Genomic DNA, 12915 nt, shown 5'->3' on the forward strand with positions numbered 1-12915 from the left:
CCGAATTGTCGATTGCGCCTCGGCCTGCAGCGAGCGTTCCTCCGAATCGCATGATCCAGGCTGTGGTGATCCGTTTTCTGACGATCCTTTGTGCGATGTCCGATATGTTGGCGAAGCGACCCGCCTGTCGCGTGCGCGGCGGTCCAATGCTCGACTCAATAGAGGCACCACGCCAGGGGGCGGACGGATGTGTCACTGCGGGTACCCACGCTCTCAACTAGGAGGAGCACCTTTGCGCAGTTCGGCCTGGCCGTCGTGGACGAGCAGCATCGCTTCGGGAGAGATAGGAATCACGACCAGTTTCGTGTGTTAAGAGCTATCTATGGGCGGTCCTGGGTAGCATAACTCGCGCTTGCGAAGCGTAAGTGTCCGCGGAACCCGCCCGCGCGTGTGGCCGTCGGCGACTCAGTCGTCATTTCGGCATCCATGACGCGGCCGGCTCGGCGACGGGGCGCGGTCGACGAACGGGCGGGCGCCCAGCCGCCGCGGCCTCAGGCGAGCGCCATTGCGGTGGTGCAGGTTTCGGCAGGGCACGATACGGCACGAGGACGAGCTATGGGGGAACAGAGTATGCAAGAGCGCACGGCCAGACAGCAGGCGGTGACCGGCGCGGGAGCGGCGCCGCCGCCCGCGCCCAACGTGCCGCCGACCGCCGCCGAACGCGAGAGGGCAGAGCGGTTCTGCCGAGCCATCCTGCCTGCAGCGTCGCGCACCTTCGCGCTAAGCATTCGCGCCCTGCCTGGTACGCTAGGCCGCGCCGTCCTGGCCGCGTATCTCATCTGCCGCATCGCCGACACGGTCGAGGACGAGCGCACGATCGTGCCCGCCCAAAAGGCCGCGCTGCTCGAGCGGCTACTCGACTGCTTCGACGGGCCGGCAGCGGCTTCCGCATTCCCCGCGCTCGTCCCCGCACTCGGCTGCAACCCCGAGCACGCCCGCCTCGTGCGCCACACGCCCGACGTCTTCACCCTGTTCCGCGCGCTGCCGTCGGGCACGCAGCGTCACGTGCGCCGTTGGGTAGTCGAAATGGTCGAGGGGATGAGCCGGTTCGTGCTGCGCTATCCGAACGGCATCCGCGTTCAGACGCTCGACGAGTTCCGCGAATACTGCTACTATGTGGCCGGAACTGTGGGCTACATGCTCACCGATCTCTGGCACGAGCACTCGCCGAACGTCAGTCGCCGCCGGTACGCGGTGCTCCGCCGCCACTGCCGGGCGTTCGCTCAGGCGCTGCAGACGGTAAACATCCTTAAGGACGTGGCGCTGGACGCGGCGGCCGATAACGCGATCTACCTGCCGGAGCAGTTGCTGCAGCTCCACGGCAGCAGCCACGCGACGATGCTCGCGCCCGAGTTCGCGCGGCAGAATCACGCCGCCGTGACCGAGCTGATCGAAATCGCCTGGCGCGACCTCGAAGAGGCTCGCTTGTACCTTCTCGCCCTGCCGCGTCGCGCGGTGGCGATTCGAATGTTCTGCGTTTTCCCGCTGCTCTTCGCCTACGCGACGCTGCGCGACCTCGCGCACACGCAGGCCGTGCTCGTCCCGGGCGACGCGCCGAAGATCTCGCGGCGCGAGGTGAAGCGGCTGCTCGTCAGTGGCACGATGCTCGTGATGAGCAACCGCGGCGTGTGCTGGCTGATCGAGCAGGCGCGCGCGGGGAGGTTCGCCGCCTCATAGGCGGCTGGCGGGGCTACGAAAGCGAAACGCGATGCGAAAGCCAAGCTCCTCGTTGCGGCCGCCCCACCGTACAGCCGCGCTGCACGCACTGGTTGACATAAAAACTTACGTGAATCCAACTCCCTTCTGGAAAAGTGACGCTGAGCACCAACTTATCGATGCATCGAAGGCGCCACGTTCACTCCACAGCTTGCGGGGCCGCTCCCGGACAGCCGGACAAGGCGGTGCTGGAGGGGGTCACGATGCCGACGGCCCAGCGGAGGCGGTGATGACGATCTCTCGGGAGCACAGCGCGCACCCGGTGGCGGTCACGAGCACGCTCGCGGGGCCCCAGCGAGCGCGGGCGACGTGCGGAGGATCACGATGAGCCAGAATGTGTTCAGCCGAATCAGCGGATTCTACAAGCGGTGCCTCGAGGATCGGCTCAGTGCGATTGAGGCGCTCGGCGTCCTCGACGAGGACGCGAGAGCGCACCTCGCGAGCGGCGGCGGGCTGCCGACGGCGGTGGCCGACAGGCTGTGCGAGAACGTTATCGCGACGCATGCGCTTCCGCTCGGCCTGGCGCTGAACTTCCGCGTCAACCAGCGCGACGTGCTGGTGCCCATGGCCGTCGAGGAGCCGAGCGTCATCGCCGCCGCGTCGAACGCGGCGCGCATGGTCCGCCTATCGGGCGGGTTCACCGGCGAGGCGGATCCGCCGATCATGACAGCCCAGGTCCAGCTCGACGACGTGCCGGACGTCGACGCGGCGGCGAGCCGGGTCGTAGCGGCGCGCGCGAGCCTGCTCGCGGCCGGCGACGCGGCGATTCCGAGGATGGTGGCGCGCGGCGGCGGATGTCGCGACGTCGAGGCGCGCGTCCTCTCGGCGGAGCTCGGCGTGCTTGTCGTGCACCTCTACGTGGAGGTCGGCGATGCCATGGGCGCGAACCTGGTCGACACCGTGGCGGAGGCGGTGGCGCCGCTCGTGCAGCGCATCGCCGGCGGGACGCTCGGGCTCCGGATCCTTTCGAACCTGACCGTACGCCGCCTCGTCCGGGTAACGGCGACCGCTTCCGACGAGGCGCTCGGCGGCGCGGAGGTGGCGAGCGGCATCGCGCGGGCGATCCGCTTTGCGGAGCTCGATCCGTACCGCGCGGCCACCCACAATAAGGGCTTCATGAACGGGCTCGACGCGACCGCGGTCGCGCTTGGGCAGGACTTCCGCGCGATCGAGGCCGGCGCGCACGCGTACGCCGCCATGAGCGGCCGCTACCGGCCGCTCAGCACGTGGGAGCGCATTCCCGGCGGGGTCGTGGGCCGCGCAGAGCTGCCGCTCGCCGTCGGCACCGTGGGCGGCCTGGCCGAGGTGCACGCGGGGGTGCGCGCGGCGCTGCAGCTCGTCGGCGCGAAGAGCGCACGCGAGCTCGCAGTGGTGCTCGCCTCCGTCGGCCTCGCCTCAAACCTAGCGGCGCTGCGCGCGCTCGCGAGCGAGGGCATCCAGCGGGGCCACATGCGGCTCCACGAGCGCAAGCGCGCGCTGGCGGCCGCGGGGAGCGGCGGGGCAGCGGCGTCGCCGTCGGGCGAGGCCAAGCGGTTCGCGCCGGAGCGCGCCGACGGTGCCCGCGTGGTGCAGCAGGGAGAGGGCGAGACATGAACAAGACCAGGCACCACCCTGGGGGGCCACCTCGTGCAGCTCTAGGCGCGCGGCCCTCAGCGCGCCGTCAAACGCCACAGGTTCACAGCGTCGCGTCAGGTCGCGGTGGTGTATCAGTGGCACCGCACGGGAGCGGAGCCCCGCATTAACTACGTTCCCCCTCAAGGAAACCATCCGCTCATGCGTCTCGTCCTGTCCCGTGTCGCCGCTCGTCGGCCGGACGGTTAGCGCGGAGCGGCGCGTCAGCTCTGGAACGCTCGACCGGAGCGACGGCAGGTTCCGGCGAGCCGAGGTAGTCGCGCGCAGCCATGGTTGGCGCAGGGAGCGCAGCGACGTTCGGGGACAGCGAGGCGATGGGCGAGGGGGCGGGCAGCGCAGCGACGTTCGGTGCAGGGCGGAGCGCTGGCAGTTCCTGCGTTCCATGCGCCGCGTCCACCGGACGGGCAGCGACGCTACCGCCGCATTCCGCGCAACGGCAGGCGGTCGAGCTCGCCCCGGAGGGGATCGGCTCGGCGGCGTTCGCGCTCGCCGCCGGGAGCTACTACGCGGCGCGGCTCGGCGAGTTCAGGCTCGCCGACGCGCTGACCAGGCGGGTGCGCGAGGTGACCGAGCCGGTCGCGGAGCGGGACCCCGTCGCGCGCGGATGGCTGCAGATCGCGCTCGCGTTCCACGAGGCGTGGAGGGACGGGGACCTGTGGACGGGCCTGTGCATGGCCGAGGCGGCGCGCGCGAGCTTCGTGCAGGCGGGGTACTGGCGCGGCTCGATCGTCGGGTAGGTGGCGATCGGGATGATCGCCCGGCGCCGGGGTACAAGAGCACGCTGGCGGATCTCGTCCATGCAGAGGCGCTGCACGCGGCGGGCGACCGGGAGCGCGCGTCCGCGGTCATCGCCGGCGCGCGCGAGCGGCTGCTCGTGCGGGCAGAGGCGCTGCCCGCGGCGCACCGCCCGAGCTTCCTCGACATCCCCGAGAACGCGCGCGTGCTCGAGCTCTCCCGGCAGTGGCTGCGCGCCGCGAGCTGACGCTCGAGCTCTCCCGGCAGCGGCTGCGCCGCGAGCTGACTCCGCACCGGCGCTCGGCCGCAGCCGGCGCGCCCTGGCGCGTGTCCACGCCGACGCGTGGTAAGGTGACCCGTGCCTTCCATGAACTCGGTGCGTGCCCCGCGGCTCCCCGTCGCGGGATTGCGGCGATGGCTTCGCCGGGCGCTGGCCGGCGCGTGCTGCGCCGGGGCGATGGGCTGCGCGGAGGGCGCGCCCCCCTCGACGGCGCCGGCGGCGCGGGTCGCCCCGGCGGCGCGGGTCGCAGCGCCGGCGCCCGCCGTGAGCGCCGCGCCCGCCGGCACGCCGCCGGCGTCTCCGCCGACGGAGGGTGAGCGCCCTGGCGACGCGCCGGCGCGTGAGCGCTGGGTCGGTACGATGACGCTGACGAAGGGCTCACAGCCCCTCATCGCCGGGAGGATCCTGTCGCGCGAGGACGCCGAGCGCTGGCTCGGTCCGGACTGGCGCGCGCTGAGCGGGCAGCGCGTCCGCGTGCTGGCGGTGCTGCGGGACCACGTCTGCGAGCCGCACGCGCAATGCATGATCGGGGGGATCATCCCGCTGCTGGAGCAGGTCGCGTCCGTCGAGCTGTGCAGCGACGCGGCCTCCTCCGGCGGCGCCGCGGTCGTCGATTGCACGCCGTCGCCCGCGCAGAAAGTGCGTTGCCAGGACGAGTGCCGCACGTTGAGCGACGACTGCGATCACGGCGCCGACGGCGACCGCGGAAGGCTGCGTCGCTGCGGGTGCGCCAAGGTCACGTGCGACCACGGCTGCGAGCAGACCGGCGAGCCCGCCTTCAGTTGCAGGTGACCGCTCCCTGCCGGGAAGGGCAGGGGACAAAACAACGAAGGCCGCCTGGCACCCGCCAGGCGGCCTCCGCGAGCGAGCCTCCGCTGCGCTGGATCAGGCGCTTTCGCGCACGAGGACCGGCGCCGCCGCCGGCCTGGCGGCCGGGGGCTCGCTCTCGACGGCGTGAGCGCCGCCCTCGCCGAGCGAGTAGGCCTCCTCGCCGTGGAGGGCGCCGTCGAGGCCCTCGTCTTCGACCTCCTCGTCGACCCGGAAGCCCATCACCGCGCTGATCCCCTTCACGAGCACGAAGGTGACCACCCCAGCGTAAGCCGCCGCGACCGCGGCCGCGATCGCCTGCTCGGTGAGCAGCGCCGAGTTGCCCTTGATGAGGCCATCCTGGCCGGCCGAATTCCACACCTTGGAGGCGAACACGCCGGTGAGCAGCGCGCCGAGCAGCCCGCCCACGCCGTGGATGCCGAACGCGTCCAGGCTGTCGTCATAACCCAGCTTGCCCTTCAGCATCACGGCGCCGTAGCACACGGCGCCCGCGGCGAGCCCGATCGCGACAGACGCCATCGGCCCGACGAAGCCCGCCGCCGGGGTGATGGCGACGAGGCCCGCGACGAGCCCCGACGCGACGCCGAGGAGCGACGGCTTGCCGAAGCGCACGGCCTCGATGAGGGCCCACGCGAGCGCCGCGATCGCCGCGGCGATGTGCGTGTTCACGAACGCCACGGAGGCGAGCCCGTTCGCCGCGAGCGAGGAGCCGCCGTTGAAGCCGAACCAGCCGAACCACAGGAGGCCGGCGCCGAGCAGCGTCATGGTGAGGTTGTGCGGCACGATCTTGCGCGTCGGGTACCCCTTGCGCTTGCCGATCACGATCGCGATCACGAGCGCGCTCGCGCCCGAGGCGAGGTGAACGACGGTGCCGCCGGCGAAGTCGAGCGCGCCGCGCGCGAGGAGCCACCCGCCCGGGTTCCAGACCCAGTGGCAGATCGGGCTGTAGACGAGGAGCGACCAGAGCAGCGTGAACACCACATACGACGAGAACTTGATGCGCTCCGCATAGGCGCCCGAGATCAGCGCCGGCGTGATGATGGCAAACATCATCTGGAACGCCATGAACAGGAGGTGAGGCACCGTCGTCCCGACGCGCGGCTCGGTGCCAACGCCGTTCAGGAACGCGTAGTCGAAGCCGCCAATGAACCCGCCCTTGGATTCGGCGAACGCCATCGAGTACCCGAGCGTTACCCACGCCAGGGTCACGATCCCCATGGCGAAAAAGCTGTGCATGAATGTGCTGAGCGTGTTCTTCGTTCGGACCATGCCCCCGTAAAACAGGGCCAGCGCTGGCGTCATCAGCAGAACCATTGCCGACGAGACCAGGAGCCAGGTGGTGTCCGAGGCGTTGATTTCGTTCACTGGTGGCCTCCTCGACCGCGACAGTAAGAGAAGGCAGTTTTCCAGAATGTTTCGTCGGGATATACTTCGCGACTGCACGAAACATACCCCGACGACGCAGCGAGTCAGCGCGTGGGCGCCTCCGCCGTCAGCACGCTGGCCGACTCGCTCTTACAGCGGATCGACGGATTTTTGGTGAGACTATATCGCCGGTGGGCCCGAGGGGGCGTGAGACGGCGGGCGATGACGCGTTATCCGCGCCCGCTGGCCTCGACGCTCTCGCGCACCCGATCGAGCGCGGCCCGCACCTCGGGATCCCGATCGAGCGCAGACGGCGGCGCCGGCAGCCGGAGCGACCAGTTCTGCGGCCCCACGGTCCCCGGGACGTTGATCCGATCGCGCGTGGCGAGGACGTCCTGGAGGAGCAGCAGCACGAGCTCGCTCTTCGAGCCGAGGATCAGGTCGAGCAGCGCGCGGTGGGTCTCCTTCGTGAACTGCGGGCCGAGCTCTTGCCGGCGCGGCGCGAGCTGCGGCAGATCGAGGACCCCGGCGCGCTCCCGGTCGTCCCGCGACTCCCACCACACCACCACCGAGTCGGTGTCGTGCGTCCCGAAGCAGGCCACCGAGAGCGCCGGATACTCCGCCGGATCGCGGAACACGACGTCGTCCTTCTCCCAGATCAGCACCTTGTAGCCGGGCACCTCGAGCTCCGAGAGCGACTCCCGGACCCACCCCGGCACCGCGCCGAGATCCTCCGCCACGAGCTGCGCCCCGGTCTCCGCCGCCCCCGCCAGCATCGCCCGCACGACCCGATCGCCGTGCTCGCGCTGCTCCGGCTCCTCCGCGGGATCGAAGGTCGCCCTGGGCCGCTCGCCCTCCGGGGCCGTCTGCCCTTGCTCCGGGAAGATGTACGTCCGGTAGAAGCCGACCAGGTGATCGATGCGGAACCGGTCGTAGAGCAGCCCGGTGTAGCGGCAGCGCCGCCGGAGCCACGCGAAGTCGTTCTCGCGCATCCGGGCCCAGAAGTACGGCGGGAGCCCCCACCGCTGCCCCTCCGTGTCGAACTGGTCGGGCGGCGCGCCGACCGTCATGTCGTGCCGAAACTCGCCCTGGTGCGCCCACACGTCGGCGCTGTCGCGCGCCACCATGAACGGGAGATCCCCCATGATCTCGACGCCCTTGCCCCGGAGATCCGCGCGCGCCGCCTCCCACTGCGCGTGCGCGAGCCACTGGACGTACTCGTAATAGAGGATGTCCCGCGCGCGCTCGCGCCGCAGCGACTCGAGCGCCTCCGGCCTGCGCTCGCGGATCGCCTCGGGCCAGTCCCACCACGCGACGCCTTCGAAGGCGTCCTTGAACGCGCGGAACTGCGCGTAGTCGGGCAGCCAGTCCGACTGCCGCTTCACGAACTCGGCCAGCTCGGCCGCGCGCGGCGTCTGCTTCGCGTGGTGCTCGCGCTCGAACACGTCGAAGGCGAAGCGCAGCGCCCGCCGCTTCACGCGGCGGACGAGATCGTAGTCGACGCGCGCGCTGCTCCGCGCCCGATCGAGCGCCCCGAGGTCGTCCCCGAGCGCCTCGCCGAGCCGCTCCTCGGGGAGCTCGGGGACGGCGGACAGCGAGATGAACATCGGATCGATCCCGAACGCGGAGAGCGCCATGTACGGCGACGTCTCGCCCCCCGACACCTCGCCGAGCGGCAAGAGCTGCACGAGGCGCAGGCCCGCGGTGCGCATCCACGCGGCGAACTCGGGGAGATCGCCGATTTCACCGATGCCCCACGAGCGATCGCTGCGCAGGGAGAAGAGCGGCACCGTCACGCCGGCAGTGCGGCGGCGCGCGCCGGAAGCGGGACCGGAAGGGGACGGCGTGCTCTGGGACTGATTTTCAGCAGAGGGGGAAGACATGGGCGTTTTTCGCTTGGCTCCAGGCGTTCAGGGGCGGAGTCTATCGCGGGTCGCGCCGCCCTGGATGCTCCTTCTGCGACCGTACGGTAGCGCCGCCGCCACCGCCGCGGCCGCCGCTGCCGAGCTCGCACAGGGGGCCGCGACATCGCGCACGGCGCGAGGGCGGGCCCGCCGAGCGGCCCGGCGCCGGGCGATCCCGGGGGCGGCGGCCGAAAAATCAGGCCGGGCGCGCTTGTGTCTCGACAGCGGCGCCGATCTCGCGAATAGGGCGGCTTCACAGGTTTTTCAGATGACCAGACGCATATGGCCCGGCACGCCCACCCCACTCGGCGCCGTCTTTGACGGCGAGGGCGTCAACTTCACGCTGTTCTCCCAGTCCGCCACCAAGGTCGAGCTCTGCCTCTTCGAGGCCGTCGACGATGTCGTGGAGCGCGAGCGCATCGAGCTCCCCGAGCGGACGGCCCACGTCTTCCATGGCTACGTGCCGGGGCTCAAGCCCGGCCAGCTCTACGGCTACCGCGTGCACGGGCCCTACGACCCGCGCTCCGGGCAGCGCTTCAACCCGGCGAAGCTCCTCGTCGATCCGTACGCGTACGCGCTCGCCAGCGAGCCGAACTGGAAGGCGCCGCTCTTCGCGTACGACCGCGGGGGGCACCCCGAGGGCGGCGCCGGCCGGCCCAAGGAGGCGGGCCGGGACGGCGCGGCACCCGAGAAGGGCGAGGGCGGGCGCAAGACGGCGAGCGATCGCCGCGCCGCCGAGGCGCGCGGGAAGGACTCCACGCCGCCGCCCCCGCCGGCCCCGCTCGACGACCTGGAGATCTGCCACCGCGACAGCGCCTGGGGCGCGCCGAAGTCCGTCGTCGTCGACCACCGCTTCGCGTGGGACGGCGACCGGCCGCCGGCGACGCGCTGGCAGGACACGATCCTCTACGAGGTCCACGTCAAGGGCTTCACCCAGCGGCACCCGGGCATCCCGGCGAACCTGCGCGGCACCTACGCCGGGCTCGCCTCCGAGGCGGCGATCGCCCACTTCAAGAAGCTCGGCGTGACGGCGCTCGAGCTGCTCCCCGTGCACGAGATGGCGAGCGAGCGCGAGATCTGGGAGCGCGGGCTCGTCAACTACTGGGGTTACAACACGCTCGCGTACCTCGCGCCCGCGGGCCGCTATTCGTCGAGCGGGCGGCTCGGTCAGCAGGTGACCGAGTTCAAGGCGATGGTGAAGGCGCTCCACGCCGCCGGCATCGAGGTGATCCTCGACGTCGTGTACAACCACACCGCGGAGGGGAACCACCTCGGCCCGACGCTCTCGCTGAAGGGGATCGACAACTGGACCTACTACCGGCTCGTGCCGCACAACCCGCGCTACTACATGGACTTCACGGGCTGCGGGAACACGGTGAACACGCGTCATTACCAGACGCTGCAGCTGGTGATGGACAGCCTGCGGTACTGGGTGACCGAGATGCACGTCGACGGCTTCCGCTTCGATCTCGCGTCGGCGCTCGCCCGCGGTCACCATGACTTCGATCGCCTGAGCTCGTTCTTCGACATCATCCACCAGGATCCGGTCCTCTCGCGCACGAAGCTCATCGCGGAGCCGTGGGACGTGGGCGAGGGTGGCTATCAGGTCGCCAACTTCCCGGTCCTCTGGACGGAGTGGAACGACCGTTACCGCGACTCGGTGCGCCGCTTCTGGAAGGGGGATCTGCTGGCGGCCGACCTCGGGTATCGGCTCACCGGGTCGAGCGATCTGTATGCGTCGAGCGGGCGCCGCCCTTACGCGAGCATCAATTTCGTGACGGCGCACGACGGCTTCACGCTGAACGATCTCGTCTCGTACAACGAGAAGCACAACGAGGCGAACGGCGAGGGCAACCGGGACGGCACGAACAACAACCACAGCTACAACCACGGCGTCGAGGGCCCTTCCAGCGACCCCGCTGTCGTCGAGCTGCGCGAGCGCCAGAAGCGCAATCTCCTCGCGACGCTCCTCCTCTCGCAGGGGGTGCCGATGATCAACGCCGGCGACGAGATCGGAAAGACGCAGCTCGGCAACAACAACGCCTACTGCCAGGACAACGAGCTCTCCTGGCACGACTGGGACCTCGACGAGCGGCGGAAGCAGCTCTTCGAGTTCACCTGCCGCCTCATCGCCCTGCGCCGGAGCCAGCCTGTGCTGCGCCGGCGGATGTTCTTCTCGGGCGGTTACGTGCACGGGAGCGGGCTCAAGGACATCGTGTGGTTCCGCCCCGACGGCGCCGAGATGACGCCGGAGGACTGGACCCACCCGAACGCGCGGGCGATCGGCTATCTGCTCGGGGGCGACGCCCTCTCGGCGCTCGGGACGCGCGGCGAGCCGATCTCCGGCGATACGCTGCTCGTGCTCATCAACGCGAACCACTCGCCGCTGGAGTTCGTGCTGCCCGCGATCGAGTTCGGCGAGCGGTGGGAGGTGCTCATCGACACCCGCACCGCCGGGGAGCCGGCGCGTACGGTGCCTGCGAGGGCAGGGGGAGAGCGCTACCTGCTCGTCGACCGGTCCGTGGCGGTGCTGCGGCTCCTGGAGCGCAAGGAGAAGAAGAAGGTCAAGCGGGTGAAGGCGCAGCGGGCGTAGTCGTCCCGACGCTGTGCGGCTGGCTGAGGTCGTACGAGCAGGCATACAAGCTCGCAAGGCTTACCCTGGACCTCTGCGCGTACCCTCGGCGCCAACCATCAACAAGTACAGCAGCGCTGCGCCTCGCGACGCTGCCGCGTGGGCCAACAGGCGCACGTGCGCGAGGAGGACGGGGTCTTCGCCGTTCAAAGGCATCGGCATTCGCGATACGCTGAGGGCATGTCGTCACCCCTCTCCTCAGGTCGTTGTCCCATGGACGCATCGACCGGTCCGGGAAACGGTGGCGGCACGAAGATCACCGGCGTGCTGCAGCCGCCCTCCCTGGGTCGACCGCCCGATTCCTCGGCGAGAGACGCCGCGCGCGACGCCACGACGCTGGGCGGGCAGCCTGCGCCGCTCGGTCCTCCAGCTCCGGGCGGCGCAGGGCGGGACGAGGCGCGCGCCGCGCTCCTTCCGGGCCGCGTCGTGGCGGGGCGGTACCGGCTCGTGCATCCGCTCGGCCAGGGCGCGATGGGCGAGGTGTGGTGCGCGCACGACAGCGTCCGGCGCTTCGATGTTGCGCTCAAGTTCCTGGTGCTCCCGCGCCAGAACCTGGCCATCGACGCGATGGAGCGCTTCCGCTTCGAGGCGCAGGTCGCGGCCCAGCTCGGGCGGAAGACCGACTTCATCGTCACCGTGCACGACGCCGGCGAGGACGCCGAGGCAGGCCCGTACCTCGTCATGGAGTACGTGCGCGGCCGGTCCCTCCGGCAGCTGATCCACGAGCGCGGGCCGGTGCCCGCGGCCGAGCTGGCCGCGCTCCTCCGTCAGATCGGAGAGGCGCTCTCGGTGGCGCACGGCCTCGGGATCGTGCACCGCGACATCAAGCCGTCGAACATCCTGCTCCGCGAGGGGCGCGACGGGCGCCTGCGGGCCAAGGTCGCCGACTTCGGGATCGCCAAGTGGATCCGCCAGGATCTGGCGGCCGACTTCCCCCGCCAGACCGCGGAGGGCGTGGTGCTGGGCACGCCGGGCTACCTCAGCCCGGAGCACACGTGCGACGGGCACGCGGATCCGCAGCTCGACATGTGGGCCCTCGCCGTGGTCGCGCACGTGGCGCTCACCGGCCAGCAGCCGTTCGCCGGCCGCACCATCGCCGATGTGCTCTCCTCTATCCTCGCGGGCGCGCGCCCCCCGCTGTCGACGCTGTGCCCCGGCGCGCCGCCGGAGCTGGAGACGTGGTTCGCGCGCGCGTTCGCGCTCGATCCGGCGGAGCGATTCCCCTCGATCTCGCCGATGATCTCCGCCTTCGTTGCCGCGGTCGGCGCTTCGGAGGCGGCGACCGCGCCCGCGCCCGCCGCGCCGGCGCGGCGGACCCGGCTGCACCTCGCTGCGGCTGGCCTCGTCGTGGCGCTCGGGCTGGGGCTCTCGCTCACCACCGCGCTGCCCGCGCAGCGCCTGGAAGCCGCCGCCGGGCTGCGGGCGATGAGCGGCGAGGTGCTCGCCGCCAGCCGCGGCGCTCTCGTGGCGCAGGCGCCCGCGGCGCCCCGGGCGGGCACGACCTCGACGGTTCCCGCGGCCGTGCCCGCGACAGCGCCGTCCCCCGTGCCGGCGCCTCCGGAGCCTGCACCGATTTCAGCCGCGGCGCGCCCCGTCTCGATGTCTCCGGCGTCCACGGCGCGGTCAGCGGCGGCGCGCCCCGTCTCGGCTCCTCCTGTGCCCGCGCCGCGGCCGACCGCGGCGCGCCCCGGACGCGCGTCCGGCGCGCCGGTGAGCACCGGCAAGGCGCCCTCACGAAAGCGGACGACCGACGCAGGCACGGGGAAGAGCGCGATCTTCTGAGCGTCGACCGCGAAGGGCACCTCGGCGCCACCTGGTGAATC

The 12915-nt window shown here is 71.3% G+C and carries 9 protein-coding genes; 7 read left to right on the forward strand and 2 right to left on the reverse strand.

What is annotated here, in order from left to right:
* The first annotated feature begins 570 nt into the window (after window positions 1–570).
* From POL72_RS45660 to POL72_RS45680, 5 genes are all read left to right on the forward strand, one after another.
* Window positions 571–1677 carry a phytoene/squalene synthase family protein gene (locus tag POL72_RS45660; RefSeq protein ID WP_272103198.1) on the forward strand — a complete coding sequence of 369 codons (1107 nt, stop codon included), beginning with the start codon at window positions 571–573 and terminating at the stop codon, window positions 1675–1677.
* Window positions 1678–2040: 363 nt separating this feature from the next.
* Window positions 2041–3309: a hydroxymethylglutaryl-CoA reductase, degradative gene (locus POL72_RS45665; RefSeq protein WP_272103199.1), complete on the forward strand. Its 1269-nt coding sequence runs from the start codon at window positions 2041–2043 to the stop codon at window positions 3307–3309.
* A gap of 308 nt (window positions 3310–3617) precedes the next feature.
* Window positions 3618–4085, forward strand: a complete 468-nt coding sequence (locus tag POL72_RS45670; RefSeq protein ID WP_272103200.1) for a hypothetical protein — start codon at window positions 3618–3620, stop codon at window positions 4083–4085.
* The gene (locus POL72_RS45675; protein WP_272103201.1) at window positions 4016–4330 is read left to right on the forward strand and encodes a hypothetical protein; all 315 of its coding nucleotides are present in this window, start codon (window positions 4016–4018) and stop codon (window positions 4328–4330) included. Before POL72_RS45670 ends, POL72_RS45675 begins: the two co-directional genes overlap by 70 nt.
* Window positions 4331–4450: 120 nt before the next feature.
* Window positions 4451–5155: a hypothetical protein gene (locus POL72_RS45680; protein WP_272103202.1), complete on the forward strand. Its 705-nt coding sequence runs from the start codon at window positions 4451–4453 to the stop codon at window positions 5153–5155.
* Between the two features lie 93 nt (window positions 5156–5248).
* On the opposite strand, the gene POL72_RS45685 is transcribed toward POL72_RS45680, so the two are convergent.
* Together POL72_RS45685 and POL72_RS45690 are read right to left on the reverse strand one after the other, a co-directional pair.
* Entirely contained in the window at window positions 5249–6556 is a 1308-nt protein-coding gene (locus tag POL72_RS45685; protein WP_272103203.1) for an ammonium transporter, read from the reverse strand.
* Window positions 6557–6786: 230 nt separating this feature from the next.
* Entirely contained in the window at window positions 6787–8439 is a 1653-nt protein-coding gene (locus POL72_RS45690) for a 4-alpha-glucanotransferase (protein WP_272103204.1), read from the reverse strand.
* 289 nt (window positions 8440–8728) lie between these two features.
* Between POL72_RS45690 and glgX the strand changes: the two genes are divergently transcribed.
* Window positions 8729–11053, forward strand: coding sequence for a glycogen debranching protein GlgX (gene glgX / locus POL72_RS45695; RefSeq protein WP_272103205.1), 2325 nt, complete (start codon window positions 8729–8731; stop codon window positions 11051–11053).
* Window positions 11054–11305: 252 nt separating this feature from the next.
* Window positions 11306–12874 carry a serine/threonine-protein kinase gene (locus tag POL72_RS45700; RefSeq protein ID WP_272103206.1) on the forward strand — a complete coding sequence of 523 codons (1569 nt, stop codon included), beginning with the start codon at window positions 11306–11308 and terminating at the stop codon, window positions 12872–12874.
* The last annotated feature ends 41 nt before the right edge of the window (window positions 12875–12915 follow it).

This window comes from Sorangium aterium (genome assembly GCF_028368935.1).
GTDB classification, from domain to species: domain Bacteria; phylum Myxococcota_A; class Polyangia; order Polyangiales; family Polyangiaceae; genus Sorangium; species Sorangium atrum.

Bases quoted from the DNA above. Each gene is read 5' to 3' on its own strand.
- POL72_RS45680 (WP_272103202.1), top strand. From the start codon at position 4,451: ATGAACTCGGTGCGTGCCCCGCGGCTCCCCGTCGCGGGATTGCGGCGA.
- glgX (WP_272103205.1), top strand. From the start codon at position 8,729: ATGACCAGACGCATATGGCCCGGCACGCCCACCCCACTCGGCGCCGTC.
- POL72_RS45690 (WP_272103204.1), bottom strand. From the start codon at position 8,439: ATGTCTTCCCCCTCTGCTGAAAATCAGTCCCAGAGCACGCCGTCCCCT.
- POL72_RS45660 (WP_272103198.1), top strand. From the start codon at position 571: ATGCAAGAGCGCACGGCCAGACAGCAGGCGGTGACCGGCGCGGGAGCG.
- POL72_RS45670 (WP_272103200.1), top strand. From the start codon at position 3,618: ATGGTTGGCGCAGGGAGCGCAGCGACGTTCGGGGACAGCGAGGCGATG.
- POL72_RS45665 (WP_272103199.1), top strand. From the start codon at position 2,041: ATGAGCCAGAATGTGTTCAGCCGAATCAGCGGATTCTACAAGCGGTGC.
- POL72_RS45700 (WP_272103206.1), top strand. From the start codon at position 11,306: ATGGACGCATCGACCGGTCCGGGAAACGGTGGCGGCACGAAGATCACC.